Here is an 18,384-nt window from a genome sequence, read left to right as displayed (position 1 = left end):
ATGCAGCCCTTCGTCTATATGGCGGCCCCGGCCCGCATCGTCTTCGGCGCGGGTAGTTCGGTGGGCGTGGCGGAGGAAATCCGCCGCCTTGGCCTGTCTCGGGCGCTGGTGCTTTCCACGCCGCAGCAGAAGGGGGATGCGGAGGCTTTGGCGGCCCGGCTTGGCCGGCTTGCCGCCGGCGTCTTCTCCGATGCGGCGATGCACACGCCGGTCGAGGTGACGAAAAGGGCGGTCGATGCTTATCGCGCCGCCGGTGCGGATTGTGTCCTGTCGCTCGGCGGCGGCTCTACCACTGGCCTTGGCAAGGCGATCGCCTTGCGCACCGATGCGGCACAGATCGTCATTCCGACGACCTATGCCGGCTCGGAGGTGACGCCCATTCTCGGCCAGACGGAAAATGGCGTGAAGACCACCATGCGCGGGCCGGAAATCCTGCCGGAAGTGGTGATTTACGATGCGGAACTGACACTAGGCCTTCCGGTTGCCATCAGCATGACGAGCGGGCTGAACGCCATGGCCCATGCGGCCGAGGCCCTTTATGCTCGGGATCGCAATCCCATCGCCAGCCTGATGGCGGTGGAAGGGCTGCGGGCGATGGTCGAGGCGCTTCCCGGTGTGAAGGCTGCGCCGCAGGATATCGGTTCGCGTGAAGGCGCGCTTTATGGGGCATGGCTATGCGGCACGGTGCTGGGTGCCGTCGGCATGTCGCTGCATCACAAGCTTTGCCACACGCTTGGCGGCAGTCTCGATCTGCCGCATGCGGAAACCCATGCGGTGCTGCTGCCGCACACCATCGCCTATGTGGAAGAGGCGGTGCCGGATCTCCTGGCGCCGCTGGCGGCACTGGTTGGTGGCAGGGCGGGAGCGGGGCTTTACGACTTCGCCGCCCGGCTCGGCGCGCCGGCCAGCCTCGCAGCCCTTGGCGTGCGGCCGGACGATCTCGACCCCATGGCCGAGCTTGCAACGGCCAATCCTTACTGGTGCCCGCGGCCAATCGAAAGAACCGCGATCCGCACCCTGTTGCAACGCGCCTTCGATGGTGCGCGGCCGGAGTGATCCGGCAAACAGGGCGCGGCAATGATGGGAGGAGAAGATTATGGATATGAAAACGACCGGTGACGACGGTTATTTCGTCGAGGAACGGTCGGCCGAGACCGTGATTGCCCGTATGCGGGACTGTGACGATCCGCGTCTCAAGGAGATCATGGCGGTTGTCACCCGAAAGCTTCATGAGGCGGTGAAAGAGATCGAACCGACCGAGGAAGAGTGGATGAAGGCCATCCATTTTCTGACCGAGGTTGGCCAGATCTGCAATGAATGGCGGCAGGAGTGGATCCTGTTCTCCGATATTCTCGGCGTTTCCATGCTGGTCGACGCCATCAATCACCGCAAGCCCAGCGGCGCGTCCGAATCCACCGTTCTTGGGCCTTTTCATGTGGCCGATGCGCCGGAAATGCCGATGGGTGCCAATATCTGCCTTGATGGCAAGGGCGAGGATATGGTGGTGACCGGCCTCATTCTGGATACTGACGGGGCGCCGGTCGCAGGTGCGCGCATCGATGTCTGGCAGGCCAATGATGAAGGTTTCTACGACGTGCAGCAAAAGGGCATTCAGCCCGATTTCAACCTGCGCGGCGTCTTCATCACCGGCGAGGACGGGCGCTACTGGTTCCGCGCCACCAAACCGAAATATTACCCGATACCGGATGACGGCCCTGTCGGGCAGTTGCTACGGGCCATGGGGCGTCATCCCTACCGGCCGGCGCATCTGCACTATATCGTTTCGGCGCAGGGCTTCACCACGCTTGTCACCCATATTTTCGACCCCGATGATCCCTATATCCGTTCGGACGCGGTTTTCGGCGTGAAGGAAAGCTTGCTGGCCGATTTCCAGCGAGTGGAAGATGCGGAAAAGGCTGGGGATCTGGGTTTCACCGGCGACTGGTTCTGGTCGGTGAACCACGATTTCGTGCTCGCCAGATGACCGGCGCGAGTGATCGTCCGAGGTTTTACGTACGTTTTGCCGAAAGCGATCCCGCTGCCGTGGAGCAACGGGCGACGCAGATGGATGCCCACAAGGCTCATTTGCGTAACGAGGTCGGTTTGCCGCAAGGGTTCAGAATTCTTGCATCCGGGCCGATGCAGGCTGAGAGCGGCGGTTCTGCAGCCGCCCTCATCATTGCCGAAGCTCTCTGCATCGAGGATGTGATTGCTTTCAGCGACGCCGATCCTTTTGTCATCCACGGCGTCTATAACCGCATCCGTATTTTGAACTGGACGCCGACGCTATCGAGGATTTCAGGGCTCCAGCGCGACTGAAACCCACGTCAGTCATGGCAGCTAATGGGCGTTAATATTTCAATTGCAATTTTTGCAAACGCAACATTTAATCGAAGACGGGTGATATCGGCGATAGGTGTCTTGACAGGAGCGGGACACACATCAGGGTGGAGCAAGCCGGGTACCCACGGAGCAATCGCAAGAACGGGAAGACGCCGATCCATTCCGGATGGCGCGGTCATGCGTGAAAGGGAGGAATATGTCCACGAATTATATGAGCGCCGCTTCAGTGCGGACGAAGAACCCGGCCGGCGTCATCGCGACATGCGGTCTGATGATCATGTTCGATGGGTACGATCTGGTCGTTTACGGCGCGGTTGCACCGGCATTGCTGAAAGAAGGCGCATGGGCGCTCAATCCCGCCATGGTTGGGCGGGCTGCGGCGCTGACGCTGTTCGGCATGCTGCTCGGCGCATTATTCGCCGGCACCATGGCGGACCGCATCGGCCGCCGGAAGGTCGTTCTCATCAGCCTCGCCGGATTTTCAGCAATGATGATCGCCTCGGCCATGACGCCGAACTTCCTCGCTTTTGAAATCACGCGGTTTCTCGCCGGTCTGGGGCTCGGCGCTCTCCTGCCGACGGTGACGGCACTGGTGCTGGAATTCTCGCCGCCCAAACGCAGGGCGCAGGCAAATTCCCTGTCGTTCCTCGGCTACCTTATCGGCGGCATCATTTCCGGCCTCATGGGCATCCTTCTTCTGGAAAGCTATGGCTGGCGTCCGCTGATGCTGATCGGCGGCCTGCCGCTCATTCTTCTGCCGCTGTTCATGCGGTTCCTGCCTGAATCGCCGGAATGGCTGGCGAGCAAGGGCCGGCAGGCGGAAGCTGACGGAATTTGCGACACCTACGGCCTGCAACGCATCGTGCCACATGCCAAAATTCAAAAGGGCGGCGTTGGTGCGCTGTTCTCGGAAGGCCGGCTGCTTTCGACACTGAATGCCTGGGGCATTCACTTTTGCTCGCTGCTCTTGACCTTCGGCATGGTCAACTGGCTGCCCACCATCATGAACAAGATGGGCTACGATATCAGCTCGGCACTCAGCTTCTCGATCATGCTCAATGTCGGGGCCGCGATCGGCATTCTCGTGGGCGGACGCTTTGCCGACAAGGGGAACGTCAAGGTGGTCGTGGCGGTTCTCTTCGCCATCGGTGCCGCCTCCATCTGGGCCCTGACAGTCAACAAGGGGCCGCTTCTCTATTTCTTCGTCGCCCTTGCCGGTGCCGGAACGATTGGAACCCAGATTCTTGCCAATGTTCTGGTTGGACGGCTTTACCCCGTCCATATTCGTGGCACGGGTCTCGGCTTTTCGCTGGCAGTCGGGCGGCTGGGCGGCATTGCCGGTCCCATGATCGGTGGCCTCGTCCTGCAACGGGGGCTGGCGCCTGAGTGGAACTTCTACATTTTCGGCTCGGTGGCGCTGCTGGGGCTGGCGCTGACCGTCCTGACCCTGCTTTACCGGACGTCCAACGACGGACGAGCTTAATGGAGACCCTGCTGGCCGCGGGATGAAACCTGCGGCCAGCAGGGGCGAAAACAGTGCCTCAAGCGCGCATTACCGATGACCGGCTGCCGCGCTACGGGATTTTACCTGGAGACGGGCGCGATGGCAGCCATTTGCTGCAATGTCCGTTCATTCGTGCGCTTTGCCCGTGCCAGCGCGTCGTCGCGATCTTCCGGCAGCGTGTAGGTCATATAGGATAGCGATGTTTCGAGGTCGTTGTTGTTGTGGCCGAGAATGGCGGCGAAATAGCTGTTCTTGGTGACGTGGGGCGGCGCGAAATTATGATAGGCCACCTCGGCGTATAGGTGTCTGAGGCCATAGGGCTTGGGAAGTTCTTGCCGCGGCCAGAGATCCTCGAACAGATTAAAGACCGTGTCCCGCAGCAGCAGGCGGGTTTCGGACGAAAAATCGTCGATCGACATGCCGTGCCACAGTTTTCCCTGCCCGCTCGTGCGCAGGCGCTCATAGGCGGACAGAATGGTGGCGGAGCGGGCAAGAACCGGAATTTCGTAGGTAATCCCGAACTTCGTTCCTTCGCCCTGTTTCGTCTTGGCCTGGCCGTTGAAAAGGATGCTCCATTTGGAAACGCCCTTGCCATAGGGCGCCGGGAAAAACTCGGCCTGGGTAAAAATCTCATAGGGGCGTCGCCCCGTCATGCCGATCAGGCCGATGCCGATCATGAGGGGATCGGCGGACAGGAGTTTATCGGCGCAAATCTTCAGAACCTGCTGGTAATTGTCGAAGGTGATCAGTGCGCCATGCTTGTTGGCGATCTTCTCCATCTTCACCCGGCGGGCGTCTTCATACATGGCGGCATCGCCGGTGGCGATCTTCAGCATCGGATGGTCGTCGCCGAAGGCTTCGCGGATGGCGTTGCGATATTTCGTGATGTAGGAAATGATCGTCGTCTGCGCCCGGCCCTTCATGGTGTCGATTTCGGCGTTCCACAAAGCCTGCATCTCTTCTTTGGCACCCATGCCGTTCATCGCCGAAATGAAATCGGCGATGCGTAGAAGAACGGTCGGCTTGCGACCGGCGGTGTTGAATTCCGCCCGTTCGATTTTTTCGACAATGGATGTCGCCACGCCGGTTTTCGGATAGTCCGCCCGCTCGATATAGGCGTTCAGCCGCTCGCGCAGCTTTTTCATGTTGCAGATGGCAAGCGGCGTGCTCTTTGGGCCGAATTCAGCCTTCAGGGCATAGCGATATTTCATGATGTAAAGTTCAAGCGTTTTTTCCGTGCGGCCATTGTCGAAATGGTAGCGAACCTCGGCATCCCACAGATCGCGGATTTTCCGGTTTCGCAAGGTGTCGTCGCTTTTCATCGCCTCCCTGACCCGGCCGACGAATTGATCGATCCGTTCCACGAGAACTGGTGTTTTTGTCTTTCTTTTTGACGTGGACATGCGGCGGCTCCCTGAACCGGTCGGGAAATATAAATCTATGGTTGGCAATCAACAGAAGCATGGTTGCGGGAATACCATGAACATCCAGCGCCGGCCGGTTTCTTTTGAATAATACTTTAAGCGATTCCGCAAGCATGGCCGCGAAGCGGGGACCATCAGGCAAGGTATTGGAACCGCATCGGCCATTCGGCGATGCCTGAAAGCCCCCAGTCTGGGCAGTCAGTCTGGTCAGTTTATTTGGGAAGCCTGGTCTTCAGCGATGTCACGATCCTGTTGGCAAGCGCTTCGTAATCCTCGTCGAAATGGTGGCCGCCTTCAATGCCGAGCGTTTCCACGCCCTTCGCCTTCAGGCCGGGGCAGGGGTCTTCATCCTCTTCCTCCGTGCCGTAAATGCACTGCACCAGTTTCGGATCGATCTTGGCGATGTCGTCAACCGTCTTGCCGCCCTTGCCTTCGCCGGCCACGCCGAGCCAGCCCTGAACGGAAATCTCGAAATCCACCTCCGTGGACAGCCCCATGAGCGTGAGCTGTACGACATGCGATTTCGCGCGTTCCGGCAGCAGGTTGAAGGTCGCCGGAATGATATCGGCACCGAAGGAATAGCCGATCAGCACAACGTTTCGAACCTTCCATTCCTTGCGGTAGGTGTCGATGATGCGTGCGAGGTCGCCTGCGACTTCCTGTGGCTGTTTTTCTTTCCAGAAATAACGCAGGGCATCGACACCGATCACGGGTATGCCCTGCTTCTGCAATGCGCCGCCCACTTCTTCATCGAGATCGCGCCAGCCGCCGTCACCGGAATAGATCACCGCCATGGTGTCCATCACAGGGCTTGTTTCCAGAACCTTGATCGGCAGGCCAAGCGGGCTGTCGGTATCGCCGGCGGCGTCGACCTGATCGGACAGGGTCTGGGTCAGGACCTCGTCCGCCTTGTCGGTCACATCCGTCACGTCGATATCGGGATGCAGCTTCACAAGCGCGTTGACGTGATCGCGGCCCTTCTGGTCCGCAGCGGGCGTGAACAGCACGCTGACGGGCGCAGGCAGCGGGCCGTCGGTCAGGCCATAGACCGTTTCACCATCCACCTTGTCCTTGGTGGCGGGAGTGCAAAGTATCTTTTCAAGCGGCAGGCCCGCTTTGGGGTCGACGGCGATGGCTTCCCGCACGGTGGAGACCGGGCTCTGTGCAATCATTGCCAGCGCCAGCGTTCCGCCCTTGCCGATGCCGGTGAGGATGGGCTGGCGGTAGCTGCTGGTGCCGGCGGTGCGCTGGATCTGCTGCGAGAGCGACTCGATGTCTGAGATCATATAGATGCACTCGTCCTCATCGGCCTCGAGCGCCTTCAGATACTCCTTGAAATCGATACCGACCACGGCGGCACCTTTTTCCACCAGCGCCTTGGCGCGGGTCTCATCGGCAGGCGTCCATCCGTCAGCATCGGAAATCAGGAAGACGCTGGCGAGAATTTCGCCATCCGGCACCATTATATGCTCGGAGGGGATCATGCCGGTCTCATAGGCCGGCTTATCCTGCGCAAAGGCGGCGCTGGACATGAACAGCGAGGAAGCGAACAGGGCGGAAGCGGCAAGCGCGGCCTTCAAGATGGTGGGTTTTCTCATTTTCCGATCACTCCTCTGACGCCGCCGCTGATCAGAACCGTCGCATCCATCAACGCCAGAGCGGCGTCCGCACCGTTTTGCACGGCGAGGTAACGGGGTTCCCATTTCGGGTGGAACTTCGCCTTGAAGGCGCGAAGGCCTTTGAAGTTGTAAAAACGGTCGCCGTGTTCGAACAGCGTGCTGCCGATGCGGTCCCAGACCGGCGCCGCATCACGCTTCGACATGCCGGACATGGGCGCCATGCCGAGGTTGAAGCTTTCATATCCAGCCTCGCGCAGATGCTGCATGATGCTGACGAAGAGAAAATCCATCGCGCCGCGCGGCGCATCCGGCGAAAAACGCATGAGATCGACGGTGGCTTCCTTTTTCGTGTCCGTTACCATCAGATTGGCGAAAGCGGTGATTTTTCCATCCTTGCGCAATACGGCGACGGGCTGCGACAGGATGTAATCCGGCTCGAAAGCGCCAAGCGAAAAGCGCTTTTCCCGTGTGTTGTGATGCGCAAGCCAGCTGTCGGAGACCTGTTTCAGCTCGTCCAGAATATCCGCCACATGCGCCTTTTCGACGACCTCGAAGCTCAGCCCGTCCCGGGCACCGCGGCTCAGCGACTGGCGAAGGGTCGCAAGCTTGCCGCCCTTCAGCTCGAAGGCGGTGAGATCGACCAGCGCCAGTTCCCCAAGCTTGAAGGCGCGCAGGCCCGCATCGGCGCAATGGGAGAGCAGGAAAGGCGAAATCTGGTAAAAGGCGGCGCGTGCGCCCGCCGAACGCGCGGCTTCGACGAACTGCCAGACCAGATCGGGGAAATCCTCCTCGTCGCCGACGGGATCGGCGAAGGCGATCCAGGAGCGGCCCTGAATACCATACATGATGAAGGCATTGCCGCTTTCCGAGAACATCACGTGCTTGTCGCCCATACGCACCAGATTGGCGTCGGCCGCGTCCTGTTTCAGCACGATGTCGGTGGCGCTTGCCACGTCGTCGGCCTCGATTGCGTCCGGCCTGTAGGCCACCGGCCGCATGAGACTGAAGATGGCGATTGTGGAGGAGGCGAGCACGAGGCCGAGAAGGGCGCGCAATCCGCGCGGCGCTTCCTCGGAGAATTCGAACTGCCACCACAATGTCTGACTGTAATCCGTATCGCGATAGACGAAGAGCAGAATGGTTGCCGCGCCCGCGACGATGACCGCCATGGCCGCAAGCCAGCTTGGCCCCAGCGCCTGTTTCACCAGCGAGGCATGGCGATTGAAGCTGCGCATGTTGGCGGCAAGGGCGGCGATGAAGACACCGAGAATGGCAGCTTCGAAAACCGCGATGGCCTTGAGGAGGGAGAGAACCAGCGCCAGCGACGCGGCGACCAGCGCGATCCACCAGGCGCCGTCCAGCCGCTGTCCGAGGCCGCGCGAGGCGACGACGAGCACGAGGCCGAGAATGCTGGTGAGAAAATGCGCCGCCTCGATGATCGGCAGCGGCACGAAATTGGACAGGAAATCCAGATTGCTGTCCGGCGTTGGCGTCACGCTCGAGAAGATCAGCATGGTGCCGAGGATCATCGCGAAGGTTGATAGCAGCGGCGGGGCAAGGCGCACGGCAAGCTGGCTGATGTCGGAGACAACAGGCTTTGCCGCAAACTGCTTCATCTCCGAAACGAGCATCACCAGAATGGCGACCACCAGCGGCAGGACGTGATAGATCACGCGGTAAAGCACGAGGCTTCCGAGCAGCTGGTCAACGCTGATGGCGTTGCCGAGCCCTGCGACCATTACGGTTTCGAAGACGCCGAGACCGGCCGGCACATGGCTGAGGACGCCGAGGCCGACGGCGGTGGCGTAGATCGCGAAAAATGTCGGCCAGCCGAGATGGGTGTCGGGCAGGAGCACGTAAAGCACGGAGGCGGAGGCGGCGATATCAAAGGCCGAGACGAGGAACTGGCGGGAAGAGGTGCGGCTGTCCGGGAGGCGCAGACGCCAGGCGCCAAGCTTGATCGTGTGGCCGTTGCGTCCGATATAGGCCGCAATGACAAGCGCCGCGATGACGGCCAGCGCGGCCCCTCTGAGGATCAGGGCATCGACGCCGATGATGGAGGCGATGCGCGGTGCGACGATGAAGGTGGAGATGGCGCTGACCGAAAGCAGACCAAGCCCGAAGGACAGGGTGACGAAGGCGATGACGCGGGCGATTTCGCCGGGTGAAAGCCCAAGCCGCGAATAGGCGCGAAAGCGGATTGCGCCGCCGCTCAAGGGTCCGAAACCGGCGGTATTGCCGATGGCGTAGGCAGCAAAGGCGGTTGCCGCCATGGGCGGAAACGGCAGCTTGCGACCGATATATTCGATGGCATTGGCGTCGTAGAGTATCAGCGCGAAAAAGCTGAGCGCCGTGAAGACGATGGCGAGCAGGACCGCGGAGGTCGAGGTCTGCGTCAGCGCGTCGATGACATCGTCATAGCGGACTTCCGACGTCAGGTGATAAATGGCGAAGGTCATCATCACGAAGACCAGTGTGATGGCGATCGCGGTCAGATAGGGTCGGTTTCTGGCAAAGAAGCTTTCAACCGCGGATTCTGCGAGGTCGGTCTGTGTGATTTCGCTCTTGTCTGCCATGTGCTTTATCCAGCGCCCGTTCCCAAGGTTGGCGAACCACAGGAATGTGTCGCTAATTCGTTTCGGTTGAGGAAATGTGATTAGCAGAAAAGCATGAAGTGTCGATGTGAAGTTTGTGACCGATTATCCCTGAATTGCGCCAAGTCTAAAGGTAAAAATGCAACTATGGAATGCATGATTTGCAGGATTGTTCCTAAAGGCGGCCAATTGACCGTTACGGTTGCTTGGTGGTGAGGTTTGATGCGACTACACGCTCCTTTTAATTGAAGGAGAATGCAAATGAACATGCCCACAAGAATAGTGCTTTCGCTCGTCGCCGCCATCGTGGCGGGCGGCGGCTTCATGACCTATGACAAGATGCGGGGTGCCGAATGGGTCGTTTCGCCGCAGCAGATCGACGACGCCAGGGCCAGCGGGCAGGCCGGTTATGAATCGCGTCCGGGTACCGTGACCGTTCGCCCGATCCGCAGTGAAACGGCGGATGTGCTGCCGATGAAATGGGCGATGTTTGCTCTGGTCGCAGGCCTTCTTGCCTTCCGGGCGACGGGCAAGAAAAAAGCGGCGAAGGCTTAAGGCCTGCCGCTTCATGTCTCCGGCGTTTCTGCGCCGGAGATGAATCTCAATTTATGCCTCATGCGCCCCAGGTCTTTTCCAGCACACGGATCCAGTTGCCGTGGCAGATCTTGGCAAGCGCCTCGTCGTCATAACCGCCCTTGCGCAGAGCCTCGACCAGCAATTGCAGGTCGGCCGCATCCTTCATGGCGGCGGGAATGGTGGTGCCGTCGAAATCCGAACCGAGGGCGACGTGATCGATGCCGATGCGGTTGACGATATAGTCCACGTGGCGGACCAGTTCGTTCAGGTCCGTATTCGGGTTCTTCACGCCATCCTGACGCAGGAACAGAACGCCGAAATTGATGCCGGCAAGGCCGCCCGTGTCGCGGATGGCGTCCAGCTGGCGGTCCGTCAGGTTGCGGCTGTGATTGCACAGCGCATAGGCGTTGGAATGCGATGCCACCAGCGGCGCATCGGAAATCTTGGCGATATCCCAGAAACCCTGCTCGTTCATGTGCGACAGGTCGACCATGATCTTCAGTTCGTTGCAGGTCTTCACCAGCCGCTTGCCGGCGTCCGTGAGGCCAGGGCCGATATCCGGGGTTGAGGGGAAACGGAAAGGCACACCGTAAGCGAAGATGTTCGGGCGGCTCCAGACCGGCCCGAGCGTGCGTAGGCCCGCTTCGTAGAGAACGTGGAGCGCATCCAGATCGGCACCGATCGCTTCCGCACCTTCGATATGGAAGACGGAAGCGAAAGCGCCCTCGGCTATCGCGTTGCGGATATCGGCGGCCGTGCGGCAGACCTTCAGAGCGCCCTTCGACTGCTTCTCGGCCCGGAACAAAAGGGCGGCCATGGCAAGCGTCGCCTTCAGCGCATCCGCCTCGTTGGGTGTCGAGTAATCGCCATTGGCGTCCTTGTCCATGCTGGGCGAGGGCACATAGGCGGCGCAGAGGCCGCCGGCCAGGCCGCCCTTCTTGGCGCGCGGCAGGTCGATGTGGCCGACCGTATCCCCTTCGATGAGAAGCGTTTCGGGAGAAGCATTGCCCGATCGCCATAACCGCAGAAGCACGTCGTTGTGGCCGTCGAAGACGGGTACGGTTTTTTCATCGGTCATGGTCATTCACCTTTGGATATGCGGAGCCGCGCGGGCGCGCGTCCGTCAGACTTTGTGGGAATTGGTAGAGGAAAGGTCAAGGCGGGAGCAAATGCAATCCGTGCATAGGCTCTGCCAAATTTGGAATTGGTCGCGCCTCGTTTGCTCATGGTAATCGCGGGGAAACATAAAAAAAATGACTGGATTGGGGCAGACCCATACCGTTTTCCGAAAAATAAGGTCCGAAAGGGGATTTTCGATGATTTCAAGACGCAACCTGTTGATTGCCGGCGCAGCCGTACCGTTCCTGTCCTATGCGCGTATTCCGGCATTTGCCGCGACACCCAAGGATATTCTGGTGGTGGCCCAGCAGCTGGACAATATGACGAGCCTTGACCCGCATGAAGGTTTCGAAGCCGTCGGCGGTGAAATCATCTCCAACATGTATCAGAAGCTGGTGCGCGCCAATCGCGAAGATTCCACCAAGGTAGATCCGGTGATCGCGAAATCCTGGGAAGCCGATGCGGACAGCAAGGTCTTCACCTTTGTGATCGGTGACGAAGCGACGTTCTCCAGCGGCGCGAAAGTGACTGCGGAAGACGTGGCCTTCTCGCTGCAGCGCGCCATCAAGATGAACAAGAGCCCGGCCTTCATCATCAGCCAGTTCGGCTTCACGCCCGACAATGCCGAAACAACCATCGTTGCCGCCGACGACAAGACGGTGAAGCTGACGACGGCAAAGCCGACCGCCATCTCCTTCCTGCTGTATTGCCTCTCCGCCAATATCGGCGCGATCGTCGAAAAGAAGGCGGTTCTCGCCAATGCTTCCGGCGAAGACCTTGGCAATGGCTGGCTGCAGAAGAACAGCGCCGGTTCCGGCGATTTCGTCCTGCAGGCCTGGAAGCCGAGCGAAAGCGTCGCGCTGACAGTCAACCCGAACGGCCCCTACAAGGGCAATATCAAGCGCATCGTGCTGCGCCACGTCACCGATCCGTCTTCCCAGCTGCTGATGCTGCAGAAGGGCGATATCGACATTGCCCGCGACCTCACCTCGGAGCAGCTGCGTACCGTCAAGAACGACGAGAACATCGAACTCGAGCGCAAGAGCATCGCTTCGCTGGTTCTGATCTCGCTCAACCAGGGCAATGAGAACCTCGCCAAGCCGCAGGTCTGGCAGGCGATCAAGTGGGCGCTGGACTACAAGGGCATGCAGGAAAATATCGTGCCGCTGACCCACGAAGTCCACCAGAGCTTTGAGCCGGAAGGCTTCCCGGGCGCCGTCAACGACATTCCGTTCCAGCGCGATGTTGAAAAGGCCAAGGCACTGATGGCCGAGGCTGGTCTTGCCGACGGTTTCGAAATCAGCATGGATCACTATTCCGCCCAGCCTTACCCGGATCTGGCGCAGGCCATCCAGGCAAACCTTGCCGATATCGGCATCAAGGTTCGTCTGCAATCGGCTGAAAACCGTCAGGTTCTGACCAAGATGCGCGCCCGCGAACACCAGATGGCGCTTTCGGCATGGGGCACGGATTATTTCGATCCGCACTCCAACGCCGATGTCTTCAACATCAACAAGGACAATGGCGACGACGCCAAGTCGAAGCCCTTCCTGTGGCGTTCGCGTTTCAAGAACGACGACTTTGCCGCCAAGGCGGAAGCCGCCCGTGACGAGAAGGACCCGGCAAAGCGCGTGGAGCTTTATGAAGCCCTGCAGCGCGAGCACATGCAGAACAGCCCGTTCGTGTTCATGTTCCAGACCACGAAGACGGCTGCCTTCCGCAAGGGCGTATCCGGTTTCGAACTCGGTGTTCTCTCCGAAGGCAATTCCTACCACGATGCGAAGAAAGCGTGACATTGAACAAGCGCGTCAAAAGCATATCGTCGATACTGGGCAGCGTCATTCTGACGCTGTTCGGTTTGATGGTCATCACCTTCATGATCGGGCGCGTCATGCCTGTCGATCCCGTCATCGCGGCGGTCGGCGACAACGCGCCTGAAGACGTCATCGTGCGCGTGCGGGCCGAAATGGGTCTCGACCAGCCGCTGGTCGTGCAGTTCTTCCATTATGTCTCGCAGGTCCTGCACGGTGATTTCGGCAATTCCATCCTGACCCGCAATCCGGTCTGGGTGGATATTACCCGTGTGTTCCCCGCCACGTTCGAACTTGCCACGGCAGCGCTCATTCTTGCAGCCCTGATCGGCATTCCGCTCGGCGTCTGGGCCGCGGTGAAGCAGGGCAAGCTGACGGACCAGATCATCCGCGTCGTCTGCCTTGCCGGCCATTCCGTGCCGGTCTTCATGCTGGCGCTGATTTCGCTGCTCGTCTTTTATGCCACCCTCGGCGTCGCACCCGGACCGGGCCGGCAGGACATCATCTATGACGGCATGATCACGCAGGTTACCGGCCTGATGACGGTCGACACTCTGCTTGCGGGCGACTGGGACGCCTTTTACGACGCCATCGCCCATATGGTGCAGCCCGTCTGCATTCTCGCCTATTTCAGCATGGCCTATATCACCCGCATGACGCGCGCCTTCATGATCGACGCGTTGAAGGGTGAATATGTCATCACCGCCCGCGCCAAGGGCCTGTCCGCCATGACCGTCATCTGGGGACACGCCTTCCCGACGGTCGCCGTGCAGCTCGTCACGGTTCTCGCACTCACCTATGCCGGCCTTCTCGAAGGCGCCGTGGTGACGGAAACCGTCTTCAGCTGGCCGGGCCTTGGCCAATACCTCACCGTCTCGCTCATGAACGCGGACATGAACCCCGTCGTCGGAGCAACCCTGTTGATCGGCCTGATCTATGTCGGCCTCAACCTGCTCGCAGACGTGCTTTACCGAGTAATGGATCCCCGCGTTCGATGATGTTAGCTAATTTCAGAAACTGGGCTCTGGATGAGACGCCGCATTCCCGCACACAGGCTGCCTGGGGAAACCGGTACCGCATCTGGCTGAACCTCAAGTCCAACCCGCTGGCGGTGATCGGTCTGACCATCATCGTCGTCTTCATCGCGCTGTCGCTGCTGGCGCCGTTCATCGCGCCTTACGATCCGGCCGCGCAGAACCTCGGCAACCGCCTTGCCTTCCCGAGTGCCGAGCACTGGTTCGGCACGGATGAGCTTGGCCGCGATATTCTCTCGCGCATCCTTTACGGGGGCCGCGTCACGCTCGGCATGGTCATAGCCGTCGTCGTTCTGGTCGCGCCGATCGGCCTCGCCATCGGCTGCATCGCCGGTTATTTCGGCGGTATCGTCGATACGGTGCTGATGCGGGTGACGGACGTATTCCTGGCCTTCCCGCGCCTCATCCTCGCGCTCGCCTTCGTCGCGGCGCTGAAGCCCGGCGTTGAAAGCGCCATTCTCGCCATCGCGCTCACCGCATGGCCGCCCTATGCGCGTCTTGCCCGCGCCGAAACCATGACGGTGCGCGGCAGCGACTTCGTCGCGGCCTACCGGCTGACGGGTGCTTCCGCCTGGCGCATCATCGCCCGCCATATCGCGCCGCTCTGCGTGCCGAGCCTTATCGTGCGCATCACGCTCGACATGAGCTCGATCATCATCACGGCTGCAAGCCTCGGCTTCCTCGGCATGGGCGCGCAGCCGCCGTCGCCGGAATGGGGTGCGATGATTGCCACCGCCAAGCGCTTCATCTTCGAACAATGGTGGGTCGCCACCATTCCCGGTATCGCCATCTTCCTCGTTTCGCTTGCCTTCAACTTCCTTGGCGATGGTCTGCGCGACGTTCTCGACCCGAAGGGACATTGAGCCATGCTGGTCGAAATCGAAAATCTGAAGATCGCATTCCAGACCCGTACCAGCCGTTTCGAGGCGGTGCGCGGTGTTTCCATGAAGCTTGGCACTGAAAAGCTCGGTATTGTCGGCGAATCCGGTTCGGGCAAGAGCCTGACGGCGCGGGCGCTGATGAAGCTTCTGCCCTCCAATGCGGATATCCGCGCCGACAAGCTCGCCTTCGACGGCATCGACGTGCTGTCCGCAAGCGAAAGGCAGATGCGCCAGATCCGCGGCAAGCGGGCGGGTTTCATTCTGCAGGATCCGAAATATTCGCTGAACCCGGTGAAGACCATGGGTGCGCAGATCGCCGAAGCGTGGCGCACCCACAAGGGCGGCAGCAAGCGCGCGGCCATGGAAGCGGCCATCGCGCTGCTCGATCAGGTGAAGATCCGCAATCCGCGCCAGGTTGCCTCATCCTATGCGCATGAGGTGTCCGGCGGCATGGGCCAGCGCGTGATGATCGCCATGATGCTCGCGCCCGATCCTGAACTTCTGATCGCCGACGAGCCGACCAGCGCGCTTGATGCGACGGTGCAGGCGGAAATCCTGCGGCTGATCGAGGAGCTGGTATCTGAACGCGGCATGGGCCTCATCCTCATCAGCCATGATCTGCCGCTCGTCTCGCATTTCTGTGACCGCGTCGCCGTGATGTATTCGGGCCGGGTGATGGAGGAACTGAAGGCGTCCGAACTTCTGAAAGCCGAACATCCCTATACAAAGGGACTTCTGAACTGCATTCCCTCGCTGACGCATCCGCGCGAGCGTCTTCCCGTCCTTAACCGTGATGCAGCGTGGTCCAGCCAATGATCGACGTCGATAATCTCCGTATCAAGTTCGGCGACCGCGAAGTGGTGAAGGGCGTGTCCTTTTCGGTGGAAAAGGGCGGCAGCTTCGGCATCGTCGGCGAAAGCGGCTCCGGCAAGTCCACCATCCTGCGCGCCATGGCCGGCCTCAACGAAAGCTGGGAAGGCCGCATTGCCTTTGCCGGCAAGGATGCACCGCTGAAGCGCACGCCGGAGTTCTTCCGGCAGGTGCAGATGGTGTTTCAGGACCCCTATGGATCGCTGCATCCGCGCCAGACCATCGACCGCATTCTCAGCGAATTGCCGCTGGTGCACGGCATGGACAATATCGAAAAACGCATCCAGCAGGCGCTCTCGGATGTGGCGCTGCCGCAGGCCGTGCGTTTCCGGTTCCCGCACCAGCTTTCCGGCGGCCAGCGCCAGCGCGTGGCGATTGCCCGCGCACTGATCGCCGATCCGCAGGTGCTGCTGCTCGATGAGCCGACTTCGGCGCTTGATGTGTCGGTGCAGGCGGAAATCCTGAACCTGTTGCAGGACCTGCGTGCGGCACGCAACCTCACCTATATTCTCGTCAGTCACAATCTGGCTGTTATCGCGCATCTGTGCCCTCAGGTTGGCGTGATGCTGAATGGCGACATGGTGGAGCAGCTGAGTGCCGGCGATCTGCGCGAGGGCCGGACCAAACATCCGCATACGGAAGAGCTGCGTAGCCTGAGTATCCGGCTGGAAGAGCCGGCCTGAGGTTGACCGCCTAATCGACGTTGCGCATGAATCGAGCGGGTGCCGCCCGCTTCTTCTCCCCGCCGGGGAGAAGTCCGCGGCAGCGGGATGAGGGGGCAAGGGTGCGGTCTATCGCTGACGTTGCCCCCCTCATCCGACCCTTCGGGCCACCTTCTCCCCCGGCGGAGAGAAGAAACAAGCGGCGATGCCGAGGCTTTCTGTAAAGACGAAAAGACACGAGACCGAACCATGCCACAGCCATTCGACTGGAACGCCGCTTCAACGCTTGCCGAGACCTTCGTCTCACAATGGGCGAGCAACGAGCCGGGTGGAGCGGTCATCGGTTTCGATCTCAACGGCATCCGTTTCGCCCATGCGGGCGGTGTCGAGAGCCTTTCGACATTCGCACCTTTCACGCCGCAGAGCGTGGTGCGTTATGCCTCCGTCACCAAACATGCCTTCTGCGCCATGGTGCTTGCCCATTCCGATCTGATCGGACTTGACGACCCACTCGGCAAACATCTGCCGGAGCTGCAATCACCGCTCCGCGAGGTGACGGTGGGGCAGGCGCTGGATATGAGCGGTGGCCTGCCGGATACGCGTGAATGCCTCTCGCTGCTTGGCCTTTCCGTTTATACCGAGACGAAGGCCGGACCGCTTCTCGATTATCTGTCGCGGCTCACCCGCCTGAATTTCCCTGCCGGCAGCGAGGTGTCCTATTCCAATACCGGTTATCGTCTGGTGGAAGCGGCGCTCGAGCGCCGGGGTTTCCGTTTCGACGATTTCGTGCAGACGCAGATCGCCGGGCCGTTCGGCGTGTTTCTCAAGGCGCCGGATGTCTGGAACGATCCTGTCGACGGGCTGGTGCCGGGTTACTGGAAGGCTGAAGACAACTGGCAGCTTTCGGCGGCCGGCCTGCATATTTCCGCTTCCGGCAGCCTTGCGGGCAGTGCCGAAGCACTTACCCGTTGGTTGCAGGGTCTGATGCGCGGCGAGGGCAGCTTCGCGGGTGTTCTTGACGCGCTTTCGGCCGAGCGGCCGCTCGCGGATGGGCGGATGAGCGAATATGGCCTCGGCCTGCGCTGGTCGCATCTCGGTGACAGGCGCTTCGTCGGTCATGGCGGCTCGCATCCGGGATACAAGACCTATTTCCTGCTCGATCCGGAAAACGGCACGGGTTTTGTCGTGGTGTCGAACCGAGAGGACACCAACGGCTTCAAGATCGCGCTGGAAAGCATGGCGGCTCTCACCAACCTGCCTTTGCCCAAGCCCGCCGCCAGCCTGCCGGAAGGCCTTTACGTGACCGAAAGCGGGCCGTGGTGGCTGGAAATCAATGGCAGCACATCCACCTTTATCGATGGTGACGACACGCTTTATGAAGATGTCGATGGCTGGGTCTCTTCCCGCTCCGCATCTTCTCCGATGCGTCTCAGGTTAGACGGTGACGCCATTGTCGGCGAGGCCGGTCACGCCGCCCGCCGTTTCCTGCCGGTCGGCGATCATGCTGTGCCGGGTGATCTTTCAGGATCATGGCGCTCCGATGAGGGCGCCGAATTTTCGATCAGCGGCTCGTTGCTGACGATGGGCATCGGCCCGACGCGTCGCAGCATGCCTCTGAAGGCGCTCGGCGATGGCCGTTTCCTCTTCACGCTCATTGACGGGCCATGGACGAAGCGCGTTTGCCTCAATCGTCTGGGCGATGACCGGATCGAGCTGGTTTCCAGCCGGGCGCGGATGATCGAATATTCGCGAAGCTGCTAACGGTCTGAAACCGATCCCATCGCGTCCCGCAAACGCGACGTCATCCTCGGGCTCGACCCGAGGATCCATTGTCGCGCGTGGTTGTGGATCCTCGGGTCAAGCCCGAGGATGACGCAAGCGGCCCCTCGTCAGTTTCCTAAACGGCCCGAAGCTTTCTAAAGGGTTTCAATCAGCCCTTATTGCTCC

Annotated in this window: 15 protein-coding genes; 11 read left to right on the top strand and 4 right to left on the bottom strand. The window is 60.5% G+C overall.

Annotated features, from left to right (window positions below; translation table 11 throughout):
- The 4 genes from FY152_10850 to FY152_10835 all read left to right on the top strand — a co-directional run bounded on the left by FY152_10850 (position 1) and on the right by FY152_10835 (position 3,826).
- Positions 1 to 1,056, top strand: a complete 1,056-nt coding sequence (locus tag FY152_10850; protein ID UXS32567.1) for a maleylacetate reductase — start codon at positions 1 to 3, stop codon at positions 1,054 to 1,056.
- A 40-nt stretch (positions 1,057 to 1,096) separates the two neighbouring features.
- Positions 1,097 to 1,984, top strand: coding sequence for an intradiol ring-cleavage dioxygenase (locus FY152_10845; protein UXS32566.1), 888 nt, complete (start codon positions 1,097 to 1,099; stop codon positions 1,982 to 1,984).
- Positions 1,981 to 2,319, top strand: coding sequence for a hypothetical protein (locus FY152_10840; GenBank protein ID UXS32565.1), 339 nt, complete (start codon positions 1,981 to 1,983; stop codon positions 2,317 to 2,319). The genes FY152_10845 and FY152_10840 overlap by 4 nt, the downstream gene beginning before the upstream one ends.
- A 220-nt stretch (positions 2,320 to 2,539) precedes the next feature.
- Complete coding sequence (locus FY152_10835) at positions 2,540 to 3,826, top strand: aromatic acid/H+ symport family MFS transporter (protein ID UXS32564.1); 1,287 nt, start codon at positions 2,540 to 2,542, stop codon at positions 3,824 to 3,826.
- Between the two features lie 101 nt (positions 3,827 to 3,927).
- Here FY152_10835 and FY152_10830 read toward each other — a convergent pair whose 3' ends face one another.
- The 3 genes from FY152_10830 to mprF all read right to left on the bottom strand — a co-directional run bounded on the left by FY152_10830 (position 3,928) and on the right by mprF (position 9,466).
- On the bottom strand, positions 3,928 to 5,250 hold the full coding sequence (locus tag FY152_10830; GenBank protein ID UXS32563.1) for a protelomerase: 1,323 nt from the start codon (positions 5,248 to 5,250) through the stop codon (positions 3,928 to 3,930).
- 233 nt (positions 5,251 to 5,483) lie between these two features.
- Complete coding sequence (locus FY152_10825; GenBank protein ID UXS32562.1) at positions 5,484 to 6,869, bottom strand: virulence factor family protein; 1,386 nt, start codon at positions 6,867 to 6,869, stop codon at positions 5,484 to 5,486.
- A complete protein-coding gene (gene mprF / locus FY152_10820) occupies positions 6,866 to 9,466 on the bottom strand; it encodes a bifunctional lysylphosphatidylglycerol flippase/synthetase MprF (protein UXS32561.1) in 2,601 nt (866 codons plus the stop codon). The genes FY152_10825 and mprF overlap by 4 nt, the downstream gene beginning before the upstream one ends.
- Before the next feature lie 279 nt (positions 9,467 to 9,745).
- On the opposite strand from mprF, the gene FY152_10815 reads away from it, so the two are divergent.
- Positions 9,746 to 10,039 (top strand): hypothetical protein, encoded by a 294-nt coding sequence (locus tag FY152_10815; GenBank protein ID UXS32560.1) that lies wholly within the window; start codon positions 9,746 to 9,748, stop codon positions 10,037 to 10,039.
- 58 nt (positions 10,040 to 10,097) lie between these two features.
- Here FY152_10815 and FY152_10810 read toward each other — a convergent pair whose 3' ends face one another.
- The gene (locus tag FY152_10810) at positions 10,098 to 11,138 is read right to left on the bottom strand and encodes a membrane dipeptidase (GenBank protein UXS32559.1); all 1,041 of its coding nucleotides are present in this window, start codon (positions 11,136 to 11,138) and stop codon (positions 10,098 to 10,100) included.
- A gap of 238 nt (positions 11,139 to 11,376) precedes the next feature.
- Here FY152_10810 and FY152_10805 point away from each other — a divergent pair, with 238 nt between their 5' ends.
- The 6 genes from FY152_10805 to FY152_10780 all read left to right on the top strand — a co-directional run bounded on the left by FY152_10805 (position 11,377) and on the right by FY152_10780 (position 18,198).
- Positions 11,377 to 12,972 carry an ABC transporter substrate-binding protein gene (locus FY152_10805; GenBank protein UXS32558.1) on the top strand — a complete coding sequence of 532 codons (1,596 nt, stop codon included), beginning with the start codon at positions 11,377 to 11,379 and terminating at the stop codon, positions 12,970 to 12,972.
- 2 nt (positions 12,973 to 12,974) lie between these two features.
- Positions 12,975 to 13,988 carry an ABC transporter permease gene (locus FY152_10800; protein UXS33267.1) on the top strand — a complete coding sequence of 338 codons (1,014 nt, stop codon included), beginning with the start codon at positions 12,975 to 12,977 and terminating at the stop codon, positions 13,986 to 13,988.
- Positions 13,985 to 14,887, top strand: coding sequence for an ABC transporter permease (locus tag FY152_10795; protein UXS32557.1), 903 nt, complete (start codon positions 13,985 to 13,987; stop codon positions 14,885 to 14,887). The genes FY152_10800 and FY152_10795 overlap by 4 nt, the downstream gene beginning before the upstream one ends.
- Positions 14,888 to 14,890: 3 nt before the next feature.
- The gene (locus FY152_10790; protein ID UXS32556.1) at positions 14,891 to 15,721 is read left to right on the top strand and encodes an ABC transporter ATP-binding protein; all 831 of its coding nucleotides are present in this window, start codon (positions 14,891 to 14,893) and stop codon (positions 15,719 to 15,721) included.
- A complete protein-coding gene (locus tag FY152_10785) occupies positions 15,718 to 16,458 on the top strand; it encodes an ABC transporter ATP-binding protein (GenBank protein UXS32555.1) in 741 nt (246 codons plus the stop codon). The genes FY152_10790 and FY152_10785 overlap by 4 nt, the downstream gene beginning before the upstream one ends.
- Positions 16,459 to 16,686: 228 nt before the next feature.
- Positions 16,687 to 18,198, top strand: a complete 1,512-nt coding sequence (locus FY152_10780; GenBank protein ID UXS32554.1) for a beta-lactamase family protein — start codon at positions 16,687 to 16,689, stop codon at positions 18,196 to 18,198.
- Positions 18,199 to 18,384: the final 186 nt, after the last annotated feature.

It is taken from the genome of Agrobacterium tumefaciens (assembly GCA_025560025.1).
GTDB lineage: Bacteria > Pseudomonadota > Alphaproteobacteria > Rhizobiales > Rhizobiaceae > Agrobacterium.
Note: the sequence above shows the minus strand (reverse complement) of the source record. Positions and strands in the feature narration are given on the sequence as shown.

Coding starts and splice junctions, on each gene's coding strand:
- FY152_10790 (UXS32556.1), top strand. CDS start 14,891: ATGCTGGTCGAAATCGAAAATCTGAAGATCGCATTCCAGACCCGTACC.
- FY152_10785 (UXS32555.1), top strand. CDS start 15,718: ATGATCGACGTCGATAATCTCCGTATCAAGTTCGGCGACCGCGAAGTG.
- FY152_10830 (UXS32563.1), bottom strand. CDS start 5,250: ATGTCCACGTCAAAAAGAAAGACAAAAACACCAGTTCTCGTGGAACGG.
- FY152_10835 (UXS32564.1), top strand. CDS start 2,540: ATGTCCACGAATTATATGAGCGCCGCTTCAGTGCGGACGAAGAACCCG.
- FY152_10815 (UXS32560.1), top strand. CDS start 9,746: ATGAACATGCCCACAAGAATAGTGCTTTCGCTCGTCGCCGCCATCGTG.
- FY152_10805 (UXS32558.1), top strand. CDS start 11,377: ATGATTTCAAGACGCAACCTGTTGATTGCCGGCGCAGCCGTACCGTTC.
- FY152_10845 (UXS32566.1), top strand. CDS start 1,097: ATGGATATGAAAACGACCGGTGACGACGGTTATTTCGTCGAGGAACGG.
- FY152_10825 (UXS32562.1), bottom strand. CDS start 6,869: ATGAGAAAACCCACCATCTTGAAGGCCGCGCTTGCCGCTTCCGCCCTG.
- FY152_10780 (UXS32554.1), top strand. CDS start 16,687: ATGCCACAGCCATTCGACTGGAACGCCGCTTCAACGCTTGCCGAGACC.
- mprF (UXS32561.1), bottom strand. CDS start 9,466: ATGGCAGACAAGAGCGAAATCACACAGACCGACCTCGCAGAATCCGCG.
- FY152_10795 (UXS32557.1), top strand. CDS start 13,985: ATGATGTTAGCTAATTTCAGAAACTGGGCTCTGGATGAGACGCCGCAT.
- FY152_10850 (UXS32567.1), top strand. CDS start 1: ATGCAGCCCTTCGTCTATATGGCGGCCCCGGCCCGCATCGTCTTCGGC.
- FY152_10840 (UXS32565.1), top strand. CDS start 1,981: ATGACCGGCGCGAGTGATCGTCCGAGGTTTTACGTACGTTTTGCCGAA.
- FY152_10810 (UXS32559.1), bottom strand. CDS start 11,138: ATGACCGATGAAAAAACCGTACCCGTCTTCGACGGCCACAACGACGTG.